Here is a 20,601-nt window from a genome sequence, read left to right as displayed (position 1 = left end):
GCGTTCTGTGGCGGCCGTTGGTTTTTCGTCCGCAATTTAACCGTCGTCCCATTCCGCTAACGCTGCGATGGATCACGTTGCCTTGCCGCCGATTCCCGCCAAGCGTTACTTCACCATCGGTGAGGTGAGCGAGCTATGTGGTGTCAAACCGCATGTGCTGCGCTATTGGGAGCAAGAGTTTACGCAACTGCGTCCGGTCAAGCGACGCGGCAACCGGCGATACTACCAACACCACGAAGTCCTGCTGATCCGGCGTATCCGGGAGCTGCTCTATGAGCAGGGCTTCACGATCAACGGTGCACGCAATCGGCTCGAAGCCGACACGCCGCGTGGTGCGCGCGCTTCGGGGGCGGCGGGTGCTCCGGTGGATGCGCCAACCTCTGGCGAGGCGGGCGATGCTACGCTCGATGTCGGCGATCTGCGTCGCCGTCTCGAATCCGTCATCGATCTGCTGAAGTCCTGAGCGGTCCCCGCACTTCCGATCCCCCTCTTCACCACCGCCCGCCCGACTTCGGGATTCTCCTAATACGGCGGTGGCCGAAACTTCCGTAATCCGAGATATGGCACGCTGCAAGGCGGGGGCGCGCTCGTCTGGCCGGATGAGCTCCATACATCCCCGGATTGAGACGATGCGGAACGACTTCCGGGGGCGCTGGGATTGCCTTACACTTGCCGGAAACGATGACGCCCGACAGCGGCGTCCCAGGATCCTCTTGAAAACCGGGCCAACACCGACCTTTTCGCGCGGGGGCGCGAAGGCTGAAAGGATCTCGACCTATGGCGGAACCGAGCATGACGGGAGCGCGACGCGGGCGTTGGGCGACTTCCTATCGCTCTATCGTCGCAATCCTGATTTTCGGTTTTCTGATCCTTGTCCTTCTATGGACAGCGGTGCTCTGGCGCATCTCCATCGAGCACAAAGCCATCCTGCGCGACACGGCGGCTTCCGCCTCGACCGTCTCGACCGCCCTCGAACAGCAGACGCTGCGTGCGATTCGCCAGGTCGACCAGATCACCCGCTTCGTCAAGTACGAGTACGAGCGCCGTCACGGCGACTTCGATTTGAAGCAAACGCTGACAGAAGGGATTGTTGCCGAGCGCTTCATGGTGCTTGTGAGCCTCACGGACGCGAACGGCAACGTGGTCGCTGCCACGATGCCGGGCGGTGCGGGCGTGAGCATCGCAGATCGCGAGCATTTTCGTGTGCACCTAGACGATGAGAGCGACGGCCTCTACATCAGCCATCCGGTATTCGGACGTGTGTCTCGCAAGTGGGTGCTCCAGTTCAGCCGACGCCTGAATCATCCTGACGGGTCCTTCGCGGGCGTCGTGGTGGTCTCGCAGGAGCCGAGCTACTTTACTTCCGATTTCTATACGAATGCCGTGCTCGGGCAGTACGGCCAGATCGCCGTGATTGCCGACGACGGGGCACTGCTCGCGCGCAGTACCGGGGCAAGCGTTGCCATCACCGGCACCGGCGAGTTGCCGCCGTTCGCGGCAGAGCAACGCAGTTCCGGTGTGCAGCGCGACCCGATCGACGGTGTCGAGCGCGTTGTCGCGTATCGGCATTTGCGTGACTATCCGCTGGCCGTGCAGGTCGGGTTGTCGCTCGACGAGGAATTGTCCGAATATCGTCACGTGGAACGCGTCTATCTGACGATGGCGACGTTTATCTCGGTGGCCCTTGTCGTCTTCTTCGCGCTCATTGCGTATCTGATGCAGCGTCTGATCGGCCGTGACCAGCAGCTCACGCGCCTGATCTCATACGACGCGCTGACGGGTCTGCCAAATCGTTACGCGCTGATGGAGTCGTTGCGCCGGGCATTGTCCGTACCGGATCAACTCGGCAAGGTCGCGCTGCTGCACATCGATCTCGATAACTTCAAGAGCGTGAACGACACGCTCGGCCACTCGCAGGGCGACGAAATCATCCGACAGGTCTCTGAGCGGTTCATTCCGCGCATGCCTGCCGGGGCGATGCTCGCGCGCTTCGCGGGCGACGAGTTCATGGTGTTGCTCGAGGGCGATGGTGCGCCCGATCAGGCCGAACCGCTGGGAGAGACGCTGCTGGCCGCGCTCAAGTCGCCGATGGTGGCCGACGGCACGTCGTTCGCGTTGCACGCCAGCATCGGCGTGACGTTCTGGTCGAAGCCGGAAGAGACCGAGGCGGATCTCATCAAGAAGGCGGATCTGGCCATGTATGCCGCGAAAGAGGCGGGCAAGAGTGTCGTGAGGGTCTATTCGCAGCAAATGACGCATCAGGCGCACCAGCTTGTCGTGTGGGAGCGTCAGATGGAGCAGGCGCTGGCCAATGGCGAGTTCTTCCTCGCCTATCAGCCGATCATCTCGCTGGGAAGCGATTGCATCTGCGGCATGGAAGCGCTGATTCGCTGGCGTCATCCGGAGCGTGGCATTCTCAGCGCGGGCGAGTTCATCCCGCTGGCAGAGACGACCGGGCAGATCGTGGCCATCGGCGAATTCGCGCTCACGCAGGCCTGTCGCCAACTCGTGGCATGGCGGGGCACGCCGATGGCGTCGCTGCGACTGGCCGTGAATGTCTCGTCCGTGCAGTTCTGGCGAGGCGACATTGGCGAGCTCGTTGAGCGTCTGGTAAAGGAGTACGCGATCGAGCCCCATCGCCTGGAACTGGAAATCACCGAGTCGGTGATGGTGAAGAACCCGGCGCTTGTGGAAATGAAGATCGAACAGTTCAAACGCGCGGGCTTGCGCATCGCGCTGGACGATTTCGGTACGGGTTACTCGTCGTTGTCCTATCTGACGCGCTTCCCTGTCGACACACTCAAGGTCGATCGGTCGTTTGTCGAATCGATTCCCGATTCGTCCCGGTCGTGTCTCATGATTTCGAACATCGTCAATATTGCGCGCTCGCTGGGCATCGATCTGATTGTCGAAGGTGTCGAAAACGAACGCCAGCTCGATTGGCTTCGTCATTTTGTGCCGCTCAGTGCGCAAGGCTATTTGTTTTCCCGGCCGGTGGAAATCGAACAGCTGGATTTGCTAATTGCCCGATTCGGTATTTGCCAATAAAGACGTAGTAAATGAGAAACACAAAAACGAGCTAGTTAATAGGTTAAATAGCTATACATAATAAATCGACGATTAGACGGTTTTCGTACGGCAGGATCGTCGGAGTACTATAGAATCATCGGGTTCTCGCGGTGATTCCGAAACGCATGAACGGACGGCTGTGCGCCCCAACCGGCAGTAGACCGGGGCAGGGAGCGCGGGCTGTCAACGGCCTGCCATTGTTGGCGTAGACAATGGCGAGGCGGCAGGGATCCGAAGGCGCGGGGCGCGACAAGCCGAGGGTCGGGAACGAGGGAAAGAGTTTGACGCGCAGACCAGAATTGGCGGGAATTCGCTGGCACAACGAATGCCGGTCGTGACCAGAAGTTCTGTCCGGGGAAGTGACAGAAGCGCGATTTCGATTGAAGCGGGTACTTTGCCAACGTAATAAGTGAAAAATATTAGAACGAGCGTTTGATTTTCGGATGAGGATAAGGCATTGGCTTTATGCCGCCTGTGTCTCGGTCGGCGTGCTGGTCGCCTGCTGGGTTGCGGCGGATCGCACTGCCACGTCGCTGGTGGGCGATAAGCTTGCGCAAAGCGTCGACGCCGGGCAAATCGTTGCCGACCGCGTCGCCGACGGCATGGTGCACGCCATCAACACGGATTTGTCGATGGTGCGCGCGATTCCCTCGACGTTGGCCGATGTCGACTTGCTGCGCGATGTCGTGCCCGCAGCGGGCGGCAAACCGGCGGCGGACGTCGTCGAGCGTGCGAACGAATTCCTGCGCGGCGCACAAAGCTACTTTGGCGTCGACCGCGTGTGGGTGATCAACGCGAGCGGCGTGTGTGTCGCCGCCAGCAACTACCGGGACGTTCCGTCACCGCTCGGCGAATCCGTGGCCGACATGCCCTATGTCACGAATGCGCTGCTCGGCGATCGTTTCGAGCGTTACGCGTCGGGCTGGGAACATCAGGCGCCGGGGCTTTATTTCAGCGCGCCGATGTACCGCGAGGGCTTGCTGATCGGCGTGATCATGACCAAGATCGGGCTGACCCGTCTGCGCCACTGGGTCGGCAGCGGCGAGTCGTTCGTGACCGACGGCAACGGCGTCGTCATCATGGCCAACGACCCGCGCTTCGAAAACAGCTTCATGATCGACGGCAAGATCGGCTCGCTCTCCGACACCGAGCGGCAGACGCTTTATCAGCGCAACGATTTTGTACGCATGCCGATTTCGCAATTCAAACGTGCGCCGGGCCGCTCGAACGCCTGGGTGCCGCAAGAATTGCTGGACCGGATGTCGGAGTTCAACGATCTGCGCAAGCCGTTCGTAATTTCGTCGCGCCCGAGCGCGAGCAACGATCTGATCGTCTACGCGGTGGAAGGCGTCGAGGCCTGGGACTCCCTCACGCGTCAGCACGCCAAGGATCTGGCACTGTGCTTCTTGTTGTATCTGGGAGGCGCGATCATTGTGGCGCTGGTCGCCTGGACGTATTGGCGCGAGCGGACGCAGCACCATGAGATGCGGCAGTCGAACGAGGAGTTGCGCGCGGCGAACAACCAGCTGGCGTTCGAAGCCAGCTACGACGAACTCACGGGCAGCCTGACCCGCCGTTACTTCTTCCATCGCTTCGAGCAACTGCTGGAGGCCGCACAACGCAAGAACGAGCCGATGAGCCTGATCGTCGCCGACCTCGACCACTTCAAGACGATCAACGACACCTATGGACATGCCATTGGCGACCAGGTGCTGTGCCGTTTCGTGCTGGTGTGCTCGTCGACGTTGCGTGGCGACGATCTGATCGGACGCATCGGCGGCGAGGAGTTCGCCATTCTGCTGCCGGGCGCGAGTGAACGCGATGCGCTGCGTGTGGCCGATCGGATTCGCGAGCGTTGCAAGCGTGAATCGGTCGAAGGGAGCGAGCCGCCGCTGCAATTCTCCGCGAGCTTCGGTATCACGGAGTGGCAGGATTCGGATTCGCCGATGAACATGGTCGAGCGCGCAGATATGGCGTTGTACCGCGCCAAGCGCGCCGGGCGCGACCGGTGCTGGGTGTTCTGATCCGGGTTGCGATTCGAGTGCCGGTCATTCAATCGGAATGTTGCGACGACGGCATCCCGACACGCATCGCATCCACTGGATTTCACCGGCGTTACCAATGTCACGTTTGGTAACCAAAGAGCGTGCACGCATTCCGCATTTCGCGGGAACTCCCCTGTCTAACGAATCAAGCAGGTGCGGTCGGGATCGACCGGAATCGACGACATGGGTCGCCGTCGCACCGGATTCCATCGATTCGTGCGGGAGAGATCATCGTGAAACGCAGACTGATGTTGGCAGGCGGCGCTGCCGTGGCCATGTTGCTGGGAGGTTGCGTGGCGGTGCCGTATGGCGCGCCTGCATATGGCGGCGCATATGACAACGGATACGCTTATGCCCCGGGCTACTACGCGCCGGGTTACGCGGTTGCACCGGCGCCGGTCGTGACGGTGGGCGTGGGCGGGTATTACGGCGGGGGCTACTACCGTGGCTGGCGTGGCCGCGGTTGGGGCCGTGGATGGGGATGGCACCACTAATGCCGTTGCAGTGCGCTGAAACGGCGGGTGTTGCACCGTCTCCCCAGTCGAACGACCCGGTTGCGGCCTGGCGCCGCGACCGGGCTTTCGGCTTCAGAACTCCGACAGCGCGAAGTCTTCTTTGGACACGTCACATTCCGGGCAACGCCAATCGGCGGGCACATCAGCCCAGCGCGTGCCAGGAGCGAGGCCGTCGTCCGGTGCGCCTTCGGCTTCGTTGTAGATCCAGCCGCAAATCAGGCAGATCCAGCTCTTGAATTCAGTCGGGGTGTCCAGCGTGGTGGTCATGATCTTGTGTCAACAGGGAAAACTTGCGCGACCCGCATTGTAAGGCACGCGCACGACAACGTCCCGCTCGGGCGCGCGCGTCTGCGCACGAACTTAATCCAGATCAATCGGAAAGCACCGGGATAGCCGACGCGTTGGCCGTCGACAGAGGCTGGGCAAGCAGATACAGAAGGGACTTGCGCCGGCGGGTGCCGGCGCAGCAGGCGTTACCAGTGAATCTGGTTGAGGAAGATGGGGGCCATCTGCGCCAGCGAGTTCAGCAGGGACATGGCGGTGTCGCGGTGCGACACTTCCTTCCACAGGCGGCTTTCCTTGACCACGCGGTCACGGTCTTCGGATGTTTGGACGTCCGGTTCGCGCAGACGGTTGATCAGATCGATGACGGAGGCCCGGTCGACGGTTTCGGTGACCGAGTGGCGTGCTAGCAGCTCATCCAGATGCACGCGCTCGGCTTCGGTCACGGGGCCCCCGGCGGGTTCGGATTGCCCGGGCTGGCGGGCGTTGGCATCGGCAGACGTAGCGTTCACGGACGGCTTGTCGGATTGGGTCATACGAGACGTTCTCCCCAAAAGTCACTGAAAAGATGCATTGCGACGCGTCGCATGACTCCATCATAGGCCGATTCACCGGGGCTGCGAACCCTCTGTGACCTCTGCGGGCGCTCTCGCTGCTCACTCCGCGACTCGGGGGGGGCGACGCCGTCCGATCGCATGTCAAACCCGTGACGTTTCGGCACAGAAGCGGCGCAAAACGTCAAGCGCAATAAATTTATCCAATGCTGACGCCGAAACGGGCAATCCTCTTGACAGCGTGTAACGGCGAGCGTTTCGAGAGGGCGGTGTCAGGTTATCCAGTGGGTTATCCACAGAAGTTGTGGGTAACTTAAGGGGGACGATACGGGTCTCGGCAGGTGTCATTGCCGTGACCCGCACGTGAACTGTCATCGCAGCAGCGGACGAAGCATGAGCAGGGCGAAGAACAGCGCGACGCCGACCGGGAGCAATCCCGTAAAGAACGCGGGCCACGGTGCGCGTCCACGGCGACGAGCGCCGAACGAGGAGATCAGTCCGGCGCAAAGGCACAGCACGCCGACGCCCCAGGTGGGATTCGGGCTCTTGAGCACCCAGGCCGCCGCCGCGAGCAGGCCGACCCAGGCCAGCGGAATGGCGCCCGGCGGGGGCGGCGACACGTCGGCTGCCGGTTTGTTGCGGGCGTTACCCGTGGCGTTGGTGGAGGTCTTCTGTGGCTCGGGAATCTTGGCGGACATTGCGTTCTGGGAGAATCGGGAAGCGCGACGGCGACATGCGTAAACACATGCACAACCGGTGCGCGAAAGTCGCAGCATAACAAACGCGGCGGCCCGTCGCTCAGGACGTCACGCCGTGCAAGGTCAGTGCCCCCGGATGACGCGACGGTGCGTGCACACCGGCGGCGGGTGCGTCGACATACCAGACGGAGGTTGAGTCGACGTCGCGCGTCGGTGCGAACGCTGGTGGGGTCGCGCACCGATCATCCAGATCGACGTACTGTTTATGCGGTTTGCGCACACGCGAGATGAAGACGAAGGCCCTCGCCGCGCCCGAAACGTCACGTGCTGCCTCGTCCGGCAACGCGCGGACGGCCACGCAAGGCTGATGAAATGCATCGACGGGTTTCGCCGTGGATGGAGGCATCGATTGCGCATGCACGTGCGGGGCAGCCATCGTGGCCAGCAAGCCGATCGCCAGCAGCGCGAACCATCGGAGGATGTCCGGACGGCGCCGTCTTTCGTGATCCATGGGGCAAACGCACGTGCAGGGTGTGACGTGTCTCGGCGGCATGATGGGCTCCGTCGGGGCAATCGTGAGGGGGCGCTTTGCGAACGGAGGGGACGTCGCGCGGCGTTTCCTCTGCCTTAAGCCAATATCGTGCCGGAGTTGCTAAGTGGATGATTTTGCGTGGATTGTTGGCGTGCGTCGGCGGAACGGCATCCGATGTCGAGCATCAAGTGTTGCAGTTCCGAAACGTGCGCCTGAGAATTGACGTCAATGGGTCCGGGATGGGGCCATTCTCCGACTCCCCGAATACTGTATATAATTACAGTATTCCACTCCACGGCGAGACACGACATCTCATGAAAGCCAACTATTCCATCGCCGACATCGAGCAAGCGATCAACTACTGGACCAGTCATCAGGCCGCAGACAGCAACCTGTCGTTGTGTCCGGCAGCGCGCGTGTTGGCGAACATCTATGGCGAGATGATCTATCGCCGCGAGACGAGTGTGGCGGCCGATGCCCTCAACGGCGAGCAGAGCCAGGCCATCGAGACGGCCCTGCATCAGATGGAATTGGGGCTGGCGCCCTGATTCAGGATTGAACAGGATCGGGCGAGCGTCGCTGTGCGGACCAGCGTTCGAGCCAGTGTTCCAGATCGTCGGCGCTCAAAGCGGGGGAGAACAGATACCCCTGCGCCACGCGATAGCCTTGTGCGACCAGCAAGTCGCGCTGGGCTTCGTCTTCCACTCCTTCGGCGACCACAGTCAGATGCAGGTTGCGGCCAATGCTGATGATCGCGTTGGTTAGCGCACGCACCGTTTCGTCGCGCGCAATGTCGTGCACGAAGCTGCGGTCGAGTTTCAGTTCCGAAACCGGCAGTCGGCGCAGATAGCCGAGACTCGAATACCCGGTGCCGAAGTCGTCCATCGACAGTCGCACGCCCAGATTGTGGACTTCCTCGATGATGCGCAGCGTGCTGGGGTTGTGATCCATCAGCACGCTTTCCGTGATCTCGATGGCCAGGCACGACGGCGGTAGCGCGTGATCGGCCAGCACTTCGGCAATCGTGTGCGGCAGATCGTGATCGTGGAAATTGGTCGGCGACAGATTGACCGACACGTTGCCGATGCCGACACCGCGCCGACGCCAGTCGGCCAGTTGACGGCACGATTCGCGCAGCGTCCACGTGCCCAGCTCGCCGATCAGGCCGCATTCCTCGGCCAGTGCGATGAAGCGCGATGGCGGCACCTCGCCGTACTGCGGGTGCGTCCAACGCGTGAGCGCTTCTGCACCGTACACCGATTCGTCGAGCAGATTGATCTGCGGCTGATAGAACAACTGCAGCTTGCCCAGACGCAGCGCGTCGCGCATGGCGGTCTCCAGCTCCAGCCGTTCCTGCGCGTGGACATTCATGTCCTCGTGGTAAAAGCGCACGCTCCCCGGGCTCGTCATTTTCGCCTGATACATCGCCATGTCGGCGCGTTGCAGCAGGATGTCGAATTCCCGTCCGTGGTTCGGATACAGGCTGATGCCGAAGCTGCCCGACGGCACGAGCGTCACCCCGTCGACCTGACACGGGGCGGCGAGTGCCGTGCGCATGCGCTCGATCGCGATGTCGAGCCGTTCCGGATCGCATTCGGTGAGCACGGCGACGAACTCGTCGCCTGAGAGTCGCGCCACGATATCCGCGCCGCGCAGCGAACGGCGCAGGCGCTGGGCAATCGTGCGCAGCAGTGCGTCGCCTGCCTGATGGCCGAGCGAATCGTTGACCTGCTTGAAGCGATCCAGATCGATGAAGATGACCGCCATGCGGGTGTTCAGCTCCGCCGCACTCGCAATGGCCTGTGCGGCGAGCACGCCGAGCATGCTGCGATTGGGCAGCCCCGTCAGGCTGTCGGAGAATGCCAGTTGACGGATGCGCGTGCGCGATTCGTCGCGCTCGAAGGCGAGTTTGCAAAGATGCACGCAGACGTCGACCAGCCGCTCGTGCAGGGCATCCGGGCCACGCGCGGTGCGATAGTAAAACGCGAGCACGCCGAGCACCCGGCCGTCGTTTGCGATGATCGGCATCGCCCACGACGCCGCCAGCCCGTACTCGGTCGCCATCTCGCGATAATCGGCCCAGCGCGGATCGTTGGCGATGTCGGTCACGGTCACCGGCCGCGCCAGAAATGCCGCTGTCCCGCACGTGCCCACGTTCGGGCCGATGGCGATGCCATCGATGGTCTGGTGATATTGCGCGGGCAGACTGGGCCCGGCTTGCGGCCGGAGCTTGCCTTCGGCATCCACGCGCACGACGGAGGCCATGACTTCGGGCGCGATCTGCTCCAGTTCGCGGCATACGAGCGTGAGCACTTCCACGAGCGGCGCATCGCGCACCATCGCGGCCAGCGCTTTGTGTTGCAACACTTCCTGAATCTTCGATTGTGTGATGTCCGTGAACAGCACTACCGCGTTCACGAGTTTGCTCTGTGCGTCGAGAATCGGGTTCGTCACGACGGAGACCCACAACGGTTGACGCTGCGCGGTGCGCACCAGCACTTCGCAATGGCAACTGCGGCCGTCACGGGCGGGGACGAGGCACCCGGAGATGGCTTGCTTGACTTCAACCGCTGCCGCGCCGCTCGCGAATTCGTCCATCGGGCTGTTGTTGCCGGACGAGGCGTGCACCGACTGGCCGACGACCTCGCTCGCCGCGTAACCGAGCATGCGGGTAAAACCGGCGTTCACATAACAGACGCGGCTCTGGGCGTCGGTGATGAGGACAGCATTGTCCGTCTCGTCGACGCCGAGCGACAGCAGATGTAGACGCGCGTCGTCGGCGGCCTGACGCGCCACGCGGGCCGTCACATCGACGGCCAGCTTGATCACGAAGGCGAGCTTGCCGTCGTCGAAGATAGGGTTGTAGGTGGCCTCGAGCCAGACGGTGCTGCCGTCGTAGCGAAGGCGGCGGACCTGATCGGTATGCGAGCACCGCGTGGTGAGCACTTGCGCGAGGGCGTCGCCGCAGGTCGGGTCGGCCGGGTCGCACAGCATGGCGTGCGGCTTGCCGATCAGTTGATCGCGTGTGTACCCGAAGACGCCGAGGAATTTGTCGTTGACGTCGGCGATGAGGCCGTCCGGCGTGAGCGTAAGCGTGCCCAGCGACCGGTCGAGAGCTTCGAGCAGCGCTTCGCGTCCCGGTGCCGGTGTGGCGCCTGTGGCGGACGGTGAACCGGGCACGACCATCGCAAGGGCCTCCTCGGACGTCCTGCAATCATTGTCGGGGGTGACTGGGGCTGACACGCCAAAATCGCTTTCAAGTATAGCGACCTGCGGAGGCAGGCTCACGTGGGAGAAACCGGGAGGGCGTCACGCGACGGCGCCGTGCCGGGAAGTAGGAGATTCGAGGGTAAAACCGTCGATGTGTCGAGAATGAAGGGGGCGCGGACAACGAAGGGGGACGACCGGCGCGGTCGGACGAATCGGCCAGACCGCCGCCTTCAGTCCGCCTTAAGCGGCCTTCACCCGGATACGCACGCCGTCGACAGCGACCGTCTGGCCTGCACGGATCTTGCAGGTCTTGCGGGTCTCGATCTGGCCGTCGACACTGACCGCGCCGTTGGCCACCATGACTTTGCCCGCGCCGCCGGAATCGACGACGCCGGTGAGTTTGAGCAGGTCGTTCAGGGCGACGAATTCGCCCGTCAGTTCAAAAGTTACGTTTTGCATAGTGGTGCGGATACTACGGAAAAACCCGGTGCGCGTCGACTGCCGCCGCGCACCGTGCCAAAGAGGTCACTTCTCGATTACATGTTCGATGCGGCGGTCCGGGATCAGCCACACGGCGGCCATGAGCGCGTACAGCGCCAGCGAGACCGCCGGCACCACGAACGCCAGCCCGATCGCCAGGGCGTAGACCACCACCGACAACTTGCCCTTGTAGTCGCGCCCGAGGGCGTCGGCCAGCTTCTTGTTGCCGCCGTCGTGTACGGCCAGAAGGGTTCGCGACAGAATGTAGTGGGCAATGGCCGCCATGCACAGGACTACACCGTAGAGCGCCGTCGGCCACGCGGTGAAGTGATTTTCACCGAGCCAGTGCGTGACGAACGGGATCAGAGACAGCCAGAACAGTAGGTGCAGGTTGGCCCACAGAACGCCACCGGACACCTTCTGGACTACCTGGAAAAGATGATGGTGGTTGTTCCAGTACAGGCCGACATAGACGTAACTGAGGATGTAAGTGAGAAACGTCGGCGCGACTGGCAGCAGGTCTGCCAGTTCGCTGCCGTGCGGCGCTTTCATCTCCAGCACCATGATCGTGATAATGATGGCGATCACGCCATCGCTGAATGCTTCTAGTCGGCTCTTACCCATTGCGGTGGTGGTGTATGTCTTCAGTCGGGATCAGTCGAAATCGGTCGAAATCGATCGAGGAGGGATGGAAATCACAGCACGGCCACGCGATTGCGGCCGCCTTGCTTGGCCGCATAAAGCGCGCGGTCGGCACGTTGCAGCAGGGTACTGAAATCGGTGTCGTCCGGGCCGAGGCTGGCGACACCGATGCTGGCGGAAAAGCGCACCGGCGCGTTCCCGTTCGTTCCGTTCGCCGGTACGCTCGCGCCGTTGATTGCGACGAGCATGCGCTCCGCTGCCTGTAAGGCACGTTGCGCATCGGCCTCGGGCAGCAGCACGGCGAACTCTTCGCCGCCCAGACGGCCGATCACAGTACTCTTGCGCAGCGCAGCCCGCAACACCAGCGTCAACTCGACGATTACCCGGTCGCCGATGGCATGCCCCCAGGTGTCGTTGATCCCCTTGAAGTGATCGATGTCGAGCATCAGGACGGCCAGGCGGCGCTGCTGCGCACGCGCGAGCCCGAACAGCCGGTCGGCCTGCATGAGAAAGGCCCGGCGGTTGAGCAGGCCGGTCAGGCCGTCGCGCATCGCCATGTCGCCGAGCACCCGATTCACACGGCGCAGTTCGAGTTCATCCACCACAAGGGAGGAGAGATCCGCCAGCAAGCCGCGTTTCTCGTCGTCAAGATCGCGGGGACGGCGGTCGATCACGCACAGCGTGCCCAGCCGGTGCCCCTCGGGGGTGCGCAGCGGCGCGCCTGCGTAGAAACGGATGTTCGGGTCACCCGTCACGAGCGGATTATCGGCGAAGCGCCGGTCGGCACGCGCGTCGGGCACGACGAGCACGTCATCGCTGAGAATGGCGTGGGCACAGAAAGCCATCGAGCGTGGCGTTTGCGAGGCGTCGATGCCTCGCCGCGCCTTGAACCACTGGCGCGATTCGTCGATCAGGGAGACGAGCGAGATCGGTGCGCCCAACACGTGCGAGGCAAGTCGCACGATACGGTCGAAGGCGGGTTCGGGCGGTGTGTCGAGAATCTCGTAACGACGCAGCGCGGCGAGGCGTTCTGCCTCGTCGAGGCCCACACCGGTGGTGCGTCCAAGTGGCGAGCCCGCAGAGCGCAGGAGACGGGCGCGGGCGTCGTTAAGATCGTTGGCGTCGGAGGAATCGTGGCCGGATGCAGTCATGTCGCGACGGGTGGGCAGGGCCCAGCGGGTGGACGACAGCAGTGCCGTTGACGGAGATGGTTCGGGCCGCGAATTCGGCAACTGCACGAAAGGTTCGAACGACTCGTGATGCTCGAAGCGCACAGCAGATGCGAGCGATGCGCCGGGCGCGGCGGCCATGAAAGGCGATGCGCTCGGCACAGACTTCGCAGACGGTTCAACTGCTACGGTGGGGCGGGCGTGGAGCCTCGTGGACTCACGATCGAAGACATCCGTAACGCTGTCAATTCTGCCCCGCCCGGGGCTACTTGGCAAATAGGGTGACGCGATGGTGCCCGCAGCCACGGCGTCGACCCTGTCCGCCCCGAGGCCCACGCCACCCGAGCCACTCGTACGCCACAAGGCGTGCGCGGTCTGTGCGGGACGGTCGCTGCTGTAGAGGCTATCGGTTCTGTCGGTCGCGCGGCGTGGCGGCAAGGTGTGGCTCATGGTGGGTTGTCGCAGAGAAGTATCGTATCGGGCTAGTTGCCGGGTTTGACTTCGAAGGCTTCGCCGGTCTCGAAGAAGTTGCCACCGGCGATGTAATGCAGACTGCGCGATGTGCCGGGTTCGAACTGCCAGTGTCCGTCGCGAAACGCATGCGGATCGGCCCACGCCGCTACGACTTCACCGAGGAACAGGTCGTAACGATCCTGGTTGTGCGGTTCGGGAATCACCCGGCATTCGAGCCATGCGAGGCAGCCGTCGATGAGCGGCGCGGCGATGTGCGAGCCGGTGAAGGCTGTCATGCCGGTGCCTTCGGCGAATTTGTCGGTGTCACGTCCGGACACCGAGCCGACCGCCAGCGTTTCACGCGCGATCAGGCGCGCGGGCACATTCAGCGAGAACTCGCCCGAGGCTTCGACCAGCTCGCGCGTGAGTGTATTGCGGTCGATGACGACGGCGACCTTTGGTGGTGAGAAGTCGAGCGGCATCGACCACGCGGCGGCCATGACGTTGCGATGCCCGTCGTGCGCGCTTCCCACGAGAACGGTCGGGCCGTGGTTGAGCAGACGGTAGGCTTTGGGAAGTTCGACGGGCAGACGTTCGGTCATGGCAAGAGGTCCGTGCAGGCGGCGATCCGTTGTCGGGCCGCATGTTGATGGCGGACCATGATAGCGCGCGGCATGCCATCCGAAAAAGGCGGCCCGCAGGGTCAGCTGCGGGCCGTATAAACGGCACGCCGCGGGGAGCGCGTGCCGGATCAGATGTGCATGCAGTATTTCATGCGTTCGTCCCATTCCAGTCCCCGTCCTCCGGGCGTTGTGTCACCGAGCAATTTACGTCGAACGCAGTGCCGCCGTGAGGCTTTGGCGCGCGCCTATACTTGTGCGAAAGCTGCCGGAATATCGGGATGGCGAACCGGCCGATGTGCGGCCGATGCGCGGCCGACGCGTGGTCGACATCGCGCCAATGGGAGGCTCCGGAATGGGCAAGGTCTATGTCGGTACGGCGTCGTGGACAGACAAATCGCTGATCGCCTGCAAGCGGTTTTATCCACCGGGGCATACGTCTGCCGAAGCGCGTCTGCGCTTCTACGCCAGCCAGTTTCCGATGGTCGAGGTCGACAGCAGTTACTACGCGATGCCCTCGGGATCCAATGCGAGGCTGTGGGTCGAGCGCACCCCGGACGCGTTCGTCTTCAATATCAAGGCCTTCCGTCTGCTCACGGGCCACCAGACCCCGCGCATCGCTTTCCCCAAGGATCTCCAGCCGGCGTTGCCGCCGGGGGCGCGCGCGAACGTCTACTACAAAGACCTGCCGAACGAGCTGATCGACGAGATCTGGCGGCGCTATCTGGAGGCCATCGAGCCGTTACGCGAGGCCGGAAAGCTCGGTCTGGTGCACTTCCAGTTTCCACCGTGGCTGACGGGCGACAAGTCCAGCCGCGAGCACGTCGAAGCCTGCGCGCAGCGCATGACCGGTTACGGCATCGCCGCCGAGTTCCGGCATCGCGGATGGTTCGATGGCGAGCGTTGCGACAAGACACTGGCGTGGTTGCGCGAGATGGGCTGGGTCAACACGACGGTCGACGAGCCGCAGGGTTTCACGAACAGCATCCCGCAAGTCTGGGAGGCGACGTCGCCACTCGCGGCGGTCTTGCGTCTGCACGGACGCAATCAGCAGACGTGGAACGTGCGCGACAGCACGGCGGCGTCCGAGCGTTTCAACTACGACTATCGCGAAGCGGAACTGGCGGCGCTGGTCGATCCGATTCGTGTGATCGCGAAAGTCGTTGCACGCGTGTACGTCGTGTTCAACAACAACTACGAGGATCAGGGCCAACGCAACGCCATGACCCTCATGCAGTTGCTGGGTGACGATGCCTTCGGCATACCACGGTCATCGACCGATCTTCTGACGTCATGACGTCATGACGTCATGAAGGCACCGTACCATCGGGCCAGCGCATATCCATTCCCGGGCCTTACGAGTTGCTCCCTTCGGGATGCTGTCGCATTACCATGCGCCAACATCAGAATGGGAGGCGTTATGCGCCGGCTAATTGTCACTGCCTTGTTGGTTGGAGCAACGGGGTTGCAGGGCTGCGCAAGTTCGGCGCAAACGTTTTTGCTCGGCACCGCCGTGGGTACCATTGCCGTGATTGGTGCGGCAGGGTGTTCGCTCGCCTGCCGCTGATTCAACAACGATTACGAGGCGCTATGCGTGAGGAACGCCTCGATCACTGACGCGAAATACGGCGGACATGCCTGCATAGGGTAGTGCCCGCAGTTCGGCATGACTTCCAGCGCCGCGTTGGGATGCCAGGCGAGAAAGGTCCGCTCCATTGCGGCCGCGTCGAGCCCGGGATCCTTGTCGCCGACGATGACTAGAAACGGGGTGTCCCCCCCTTCAGCCCCCTGAACTTCTGCGGCGAAATCCGTTGTCACCAGCATATCGAGGTACCGCGCGCGGCAGGCGGGTGAGACCGTGGTGCGGTTCTGCCTGACCTTTCGATCCACCCAAACGTCGGATAGTCCGCCGCTGACGTACTTGAACAATCGTCGCAGGGCTTCGTCGTCTTTGGTCGTGCTGGAGAAGAAGGCGAGGGCCTGGGGGTTCAACCGGTTTCCGGCCGCCGACACGGGACATACGCCGGTGGCGCTTGCAATGCGCGACGGCGCATCGACCGCCAGACGTTGCGTCACCATCCCCGTCATCGAATGACCGATCACGTGAAAGCGCGACCAGCCGAGATGATCGGCGAGCGTGAGGCAATCGGCAGCAATTTCGTCCACCGTGTAATCGCCCGTCAAATCGATGGAAAGTCCGTAACCGCGCAGATCGACGAAGACGTAAGTGAACGCGTGGCCGTCGAGCCAGGGCATTGCGGCGTCAAAGCTGGTGTGATCGCCGAGCCAGTCGTGCATGACGAGCACGGGCGTCGGGCCTTCGCCGTATCGTGCATGGCCGAGGAGGTTGCCAGCAGCGGTGAAGCGTTCTGCGGAGATGTTCATGTCCTGATTCCAACGTTGTGAGTGGAACCAAAACGAAACGCCCTCCCGGCGAACCGGGAGGGCGTTTTCAAAGTGAACCGATCATATCAAGCCGTCACGCACCGGTCAATCGCGCGCTGACGACACTGAAGTCAAATCTCGACCGTCTCGATGACCGCTTCGCATTCGATCGGGAAATTGACCGAGTTGGCGATGTAGCACTTCTCGTGTGCGGCGTGATGCAGATGCTCGGCGAGCGCGACATCGCCACCGGCACGAATCGTCACGTGTGGACGCAAGACGATGCGGGTGAAGCGTCCTTCGGAGGGGGTGTCGAGCATCGTGCCGACGGCGTTGTCCTCATACCGTTCGACGACAATCCCGGCCTCGGCGCACAGGTGCAGGTACCAGAGCTTGTGACAGGCGCTTGCCGACGCGACCAGCAAATCTTCCGGATTCCAGCGCGCCGCATCGCCGCGAAAGGCCGGGTCCGCCGAGCCGGGGATCGTGGGTTTGCCGTCAACGCGAATCTCGTGATTGCGTCCGTACGCGCGATAGCCCGATGTGCCGCTGCCCTGATTGCCGATCCATTCCACGTTGACGCGGTACTCGTGTTCGCCTGATGCCATGTCTGCTCTCCACTGAAGGCTTCGGCCTATGAGGATGTGGGAAAGGGAGGGAGGCCGGGCCCGCTCGCGATTTTCGCAGTCCCCCGCATGAAATGCTGGCCATTTTCGGCCATCAAAAGGACGGATTCCGTCGTCGATGCCACCCCGTGTGTCAAACCCGTCAAGCGTTAAGCCAGCGGCTCCGTCGTGAGCGCGCGCGTGAGGCCGTGCATCGGGCGACGCATGGCGACGTCGAACGGATTCGTCTGGGGGCCGATCAGTTCGGCCTGACGCCGCAACAGTTCCACCACCATCGGCAGGCGGTCCTGCGACAGCCGTGCGGCCAGCGTGCCGACGCTCAGCGCAGCCACGGCATGCCCCATGCGGTCGAACACCGGCACGGCGACCCCGGCCATGCCGTCGAGCACACCGCTGTTGCTCCCGGCGTAGCCCAACTGACGCACGCGCTCGATCTCCGTGCGCAGATACACCTCGTCAAGCACACCGTAGCCGCGCAGTCGCGGCACGTTGAAGCGGATGATCTCCTCGCGCTCGGCCTCCGGCAGGAACGCCAGAATCGCCAGACTGCCCTGACCCACGCCCAGCGCCACACGTCCGCCGATGTCGCCGGTGAACGAACGGATCGGGAAGGGGCCTTCGCACATGTCGAGGCACACGGCGTCGAAGCTGCTGCGCACCAGCAGAAAGATGGTGTCGCCGAGACTCGCGCACAGCCGCAGCAGAGACGGACGGCACAACGTGCGCATGCCGCTCGGGTTGCCCGCCTGCGCGGCCATCGCGAAGAAATCGATGCTCAGCCGGTACAGCTTGGACGACTCGTCCTGTTCCACGACCTGCTCGGCGATGAGTGCGTGAAGAATGCGGTGCACCGTCGCCTGGCTCAGACCGACGGCTTTGGCGATGTGGGTGACGCGCTCGCCTTCGGGCTTGGCTTCGCCGAGGGCGCGGATGACGGCAAACGTGCGTTGCAATATGCCCGCGCCGGCGGATTCCGCAGACGAGTTTGCCGTTGCGCGGGGTGAATCGGAGGTGGTCATCAGGGTCTCGAATATTCCGTCAAACGAAATACTAGCGTAAGCCGCTACGACTTGAAAACTGGCGCGATGCGTCGAAACCCGCAAAAACAACCAATATTCAGCATAAGTTAGGGATTATCCCGAGACGGTGACGCGAAACGAAAAGCTTTGTCCATCCGTGAAACATTCCGTCAAACGAAATAATCTGAAAATTTATCTCATTTCATGGAATCGTTATCTTGCGACATGCAATTTGGCTCGCTACTGTTCGATGCAATTGCATTTCATGCGACGCGCGAGCGTCCGAAGGTAGTGACCATGTCTTTTCTGACTTTGACGGATGTTTCCAAGACGTTTGGCGAGCTGAATGCCGTCTCGAACGTCAATCTCTCGGTGGAGAAGGGCGAGTTCGTCTCGCTGCTCGGCCCCTCGGGCTGCGGCAAGACCACCACGTTGCAGATGATCGCGGGCTTCGTCGAAGCCACGACCGGGCGCATTACGCTCGACGGGCGCGACATCACGAACATGCGGCCGAACAAGCGCGGTCTGGGCATCGTGTTCCAGAGCTACGCGCTGTTCCCGCACATGACCGTGGCGGATAACGTCGGATTCGGTCTGGAGATGCGAGGCGTCGACAAGTCGGAACGTAAGGACCGCATTCGCGAAGCGCTCGCGCTCGTGCGGCTCGAAGCGCTCGGTCATCGCTTCCCGCGTGAGCTCTCGGGCGGCCAGCGTCAGCGCGTGGCCATCGCGCGCGCCGTGGTGATCGCGCCGCCGGTGCTGCTGCTCGACGAGCCGATGTCCAACCTCGACGCCAAGCTGCGCGAAGACATGCAGTTCGAACTGCGTTCGATCCAGCGTAAGATCGGCACGACCACCATCATGGTGACGCACGACCAATCCGAAGCGCTGTCGATCAGCGATCGCGTTGTGGTCATGGAAGCCGGACGCATCACGCAGGTCGACACGCCGTACCGTGCTTACGAGCGTCCGGAAACGCCGTTCGTCTCGCAGTTCATCGGCAAGGCGAACATGCTCGACGGGCGTGTGGCCGCGCGCGACGGCGAGCATCTGCATATTGAACTGGGCGCGCAACTCACGCAGCGTGCTGCGCTCGCCGACCTCGCACCGCGCGACCGTGGCATGGCGGTGGGCGACGCCATCACCATGTGCCTGCGTCCGGAAAAGGTGCGTTTGTGCGCCCCGTCGACCGGCCGTCTGTCGGCGACGGTCACAAGCCGCTTCTTCCTCGGTAGCCAGTGGCTGTACCGCGTCGACAGCGCGCTGGGCGAGGTGCTCGTGTGCTGCCAGAACGAAGGCGGTGAGCCGTTGAGCGAAGGGGCGCCGGTCGGTCTGGACTGGCAGCCGGAGGCGGTGCGTTTCGTTTCCGCAGGAGCGTGCTCGAATGGCTGAGACGCTGCAAGTCCCGCGTACGGACGCCGCGCCGGTCGCGCGCGCACCGTGGAGCGCCTATCTGCCGATGTGGGTGATGAGTGCGCCCGCCATGCTGTTGTTCGTGGCGCTGGTGCTGATCCCGTTGCTCATGACGCTCGCGCTCACGTTCTATCAGTTCGATCCGGCAAGTGGCCCGATTGCCGCGTTCCAGTTCGAGAACTACAAGGAAGTGCTGTTCGACTCGTACTTCCACACGATCTTTCTGCGCACGTTCGGCATCTCGCTCACGGTCACTGCGATCTGCGCCGTGGTGGGGACGTTCGAAGCCTACGTGCTCTCGCGCATGGGCGATCCGTGGCGCTCGCTGTTCCTGCTGATCATTCTCTCGCCGTTGCTCGTGTCCATCGTGGTGCGTGCGTTCGGCTGGAGCATGTTGCTCAGTTCGGGCGGCCTGATCAATCAGGCGTTCGGGCTGGTCGGCATGGGGCCGTTCAAGATGGAATACACCAACTTCGCCATCGTGGTGGCGCTGGCGCACGTGATGCTGCCGTTCATGGTGATTCCGGTGTGGACATCGCTGCAACGCCTCGATCCGCAGACGGAAAACGCAGCGCTCTCGCTCATGGCGTCGCAAGCGACGACGCTGCGCCGCATCGTGCTGCCGCAACTGGTGCCGGGCATTCTGTCGGGCAGCCTGATGGTGTTCGGCCTGTCGGCGAGCGCTTTCGCAATCCCGAGTCTGCTGGGCGGACGCCGCCTCAAAGTGGCCGCCACCGCGGTCTACGACCAGTTCCTCAGCTCGCTGAACTGGCCGCTGGGCGCAACCATCGCCGTGTTGCTGCTGGTGGCGAACCTGATCGTGATGCTGACGTACTACCGTCTGCTCGACCGCCGTTACTCGCGCAGCATGGGCTAAGGCCAACGCTAT

The 20,601-nt window shown here is 62.8% G+C and carries 20 protein-coding genes; 8 read left to right on the top strand and 12 right to left on the bottom strand.

Features of this window, described 5'->3' with window-relative positions; all coding sequences use genetic code 11:
* The first annotated feature begins 67 nt into the window (after positions 1-67).
* The 4 genes from PCO31010_RS04320 (at position 68) to PCO31010_RS04305 (ending at position 5,608) form a co-directional block, all read left to right on the top strand.
* Complete coding sequence (locus PCO31010_RS04320) at positions 68-463, top strand: MerR family transcriptional regulator (RefSeq protein ID WP_150663124.1); 396 nt, start codon at positions 68-70, stop codon at positions 461-463.
* Between the two features lie 314 nt (positions 464-777).
* Positions 778-3,048 carry a bifunctional diguanylate cyclase/phosphodiesterase gene (locus tag PCO31010_RS04315; protein WP_246184436.1) on the top strand — a complete coding sequence of 757 codons (2,271 nt, stop codon included), beginning with the start codon at positions 778-780 and terminating at the stop codon, positions 3,046-3,048.
* A 464-nt stretch (positions 3,049-3,512) separates the two neighbouring features.
* Positions 3,513-5,093: a sensor domain-containing diguanylate cyclase gene (locus PCO31010_RS04310; RefSeq protein WP_150663123.1), complete on the top strand. Its 1,581-nt coding sequence runs from the start codon at positions 3,513-3,515 to the stop codon at positions 5,091-5,093.
* 254 nt (positions 5,094-5,347) lie between these two features.
* Complete coding sequence (locus tag PCO31010_RS04305) at positions 5,348-5,608, top strand: hypothetical protein (protein ID WP_246179333.1); 261 nt, start codon at positions 5,348-5,350, stop codon at positions 5,606-5,608.
* Positions 5,609-5,701: 93 nt separating this feature from the next.
* Here PCO31010_RS04305 and PCO31010_RS04300 read toward each other — a convergent pair whose 3' ends face one another.
* From PCO31010_RS04300 to PCO31010_RS04285, 4 genes are all read right to left on the bottom strand, one after another.
* The gene (locus PCO31010_RS04300) at positions 5,702-5,896 is read right to left on the bottom strand and encodes a rubredoxin (RefSeq protein ID WP_039397716.1); all 195 of its coding nucleotides are present in this window, start codon (positions 5,894-5,896) and stop codon (positions 5,702-5,704) included.
* Positions 5,897-6,102: 206 nt separating this feature from the next.
* The gene (locus PCO31010_RS04295; RefSeq protein ID WP_150663122.1) at positions 6,103-6,447 is read right to left on the bottom strand and encodes a hypothetical protein; all 345 of its coding nucleotides are present in this window, start codon (positions 6,445-6,447) and stop codon (positions 6,103-6,105) included.
* Between the two features lie 389 nt (positions 6,448-6,836).
* The gene (locus PCO31010_RS04290) at positions 6,837-7,163 is read right to left on the bottom strand and encodes a hypothetical protein (protein WP_150663121.1); all 327 of its coding nucleotides are present in this window, start codon (positions 7,161-7,163) and stop codon (positions 6,837-6,839) included.
* Between the two features lie 100 nt (positions 7,164-7,263).
* Positions 7,264-7,674, bottom strand: a complete 411-nt coding sequence (locus PCO31010_RS04285) for a hypothetical protein (protein ID WP_150663120.1) — start codon at positions 7,672-7,674, stop codon at positions 7,264-7,266.
* 335 nt (positions 7,675-8,009) lie between these two features.
* Here PCO31010_RS04285 and PCO31010_RS04280 point away from each other — a divergent pair, with 335 nt between their 5' ends.
* Entirely contained in the window at positions 8,010-8,243 is a 234-nt protein-coding gene (locus tag PCO31010_RS04280; protein WP_150663119.1) for a DUF3717 domain-containing protein, read from the top strand.
* A gap of 1 nt (position 8,244) precedes the next feature.
* On the opposite strand, the gene PCO31010_RS04275 is transcribed toward PCO31010_RS04280, so the two are convergent.
* The 5 genes from PCO31010_RS04275 to PCO31010_RS04255 form a co-directional block, all read right to left on the bottom strand.
* Positions 8,245-10,881 (bottom strand): sensor domain-containing protein, encoded by a 2,637-nt coding sequence (locus tag PCO31010_RS04275; protein WP_150663118.1) that lies wholly within the window; start codon positions 10,879-10,881, stop codon positions 8,245-8,247.
* 264 nt (positions 10,882-11,145) lie between these two features.
* Complete coding sequence (locus PCO31010_RS04270; protein ID WP_046292298.1) at positions 11,146-11,364, bottom strand: RNA-binding S4 domain-containing protein; 219 nt, start codon at positions 11,362-11,364, stop codon at positions 11,146-11,148.
* A gap of 66 nt (positions 11,365-11,430) precedes the next feature.
* Positions 11,431-12,009 (bottom strand): TMEM175 family protein, encoded by a 579-nt coding sequence (locus PCO31010_RS04265; protein WP_150663117.1) that lies wholly within the window; start codon positions 12,007-12,009, stop codon positions 11,431-11,433.
* Between the two features lie 71 nt (positions 12,010-12,080).
* Entirely contained in the window at positions 12,081-13,337 is a 1,257-nt protein-coding gene (locus PCO31010_RS04260) for a GGDEF domain-containing protein (RefSeq protein WP_246184435.1), read from the bottom strand.
* Positions 13,338-13,678: 341 nt separating this feature from the next.
* Entirely contained in the window at positions 13,679-14,251 is a 573-nt protein-coding gene (locus PCO31010_RS04255) for a flavin reductase family protein (protein WP_150663116.1), read from the bottom strand.
* Positions 14,252-14,609: 358 nt separating this feature from the next.
* Between PCO31010_RS04255 and PCO31010_RS04250 the strand changes: the two genes are divergently transcribed.
* Positions 14,610-15,566 carry a DUF72 domain-containing protein gene (locus tag PCO31010_RS04250; RefSeq protein ID WP_246184434.1) on the top strand — a complete coding sequence of 319 codons (957 nt, stop codon included), beginning with the start codon at positions 14,610-14,612 and terminating at the stop codon, positions 15,564-15,566.
* A 281-nt stretch (positions 15,567-15,847) separates the two neighbouring features.
* On the opposite strand, the gene PCO31010_RS04245 is transcribed toward PCO31010_RS04250, so the two are convergent.
* From PCO31010_RS04245 to PCO31010_RS04235, 3 genes are all read right to left on the bottom strand, one after another.
* Positions 15,848-16,654 carry an alpha/beta fold hydrolase gene (locus PCO31010_RS04245; RefSeq protein WP_150663115.1) on the bottom strand — a complete coding sequence of 269 codons (807 nt, stop codon included), beginning with the start codon at positions 16,652-16,654 and terminating at the stop codon, positions 15,848-15,850.
* 131 nt (positions 16,655-16,785) lie between these two features.
* Positions 16,786-17,262: an OsmC family protein gene (locus tag PCO31010_RS04240; RefSeq protein WP_150663114.1), complete on the bottom strand. Its 477-nt coding sequence runs from the start codon at positions 17,260-17,262 to the stop codon at positions 16,786-16,788.
* A gap of 167 nt (positions 17,263-17,429) precedes the next feature.
* A complete protein-coding gene (locus tag PCO31010_RS04235; protein WP_150663113.1) occupies positions 17,430-18,299 on the bottom strand; it encodes an IclR family transcriptional regulator in 870 nt (289 codons plus the stop codon).
* A gap of 297 nt (positions 18,300-18,596) precedes the next feature.
* On the opposite strand from PCO31010_RS04235, the gene PCO31010_RS04230 reads away from it, so the two are divergent.
* Both PCO31010_RS04230 and PCO31010_RS04225 read left to right on the top strand, forming a co-directional pair.
* The gene (locus PCO31010_RS04230) at positions 18,597-19,691 is read left to right on the top strand and encodes an ABC transporter ATP-binding protein (RefSeq protein WP_039402917.1); all 1,095 of its coding nucleotides are present in this window, start codon (positions 18,597-18,599) and stop codon (positions 19,689-19,691) included.
* Positions 19,684-20,589, top strand: a complete 906-nt coding sequence (locus PCO31010_RS04225) for an ABC transporter permease (RefSeq protein WP_039397742.1) — start codon at positions 19,684-19,686, stop codon at positions 20,587-20,589. The genes PCO31010_RS04230 and PCO31010_RS04225 overlap by 8 nt, the downstream gene beginning before the upstream one ends.
* Positions 20,590-20,601: the final 12 nt, after the last annotated feature.

The organism is Pandoraea commovens (assembly GCF_902459615.1).
GTDB lineage: Bacteria > Pseudomonadota > Gammaproteobacteria > Burkholderiales > Burkholderiaceae > Pandoraea > Pandoraea commovens.
This window is presented reverse-complemented; position numbering and strand designations above follow the sequence as displayed.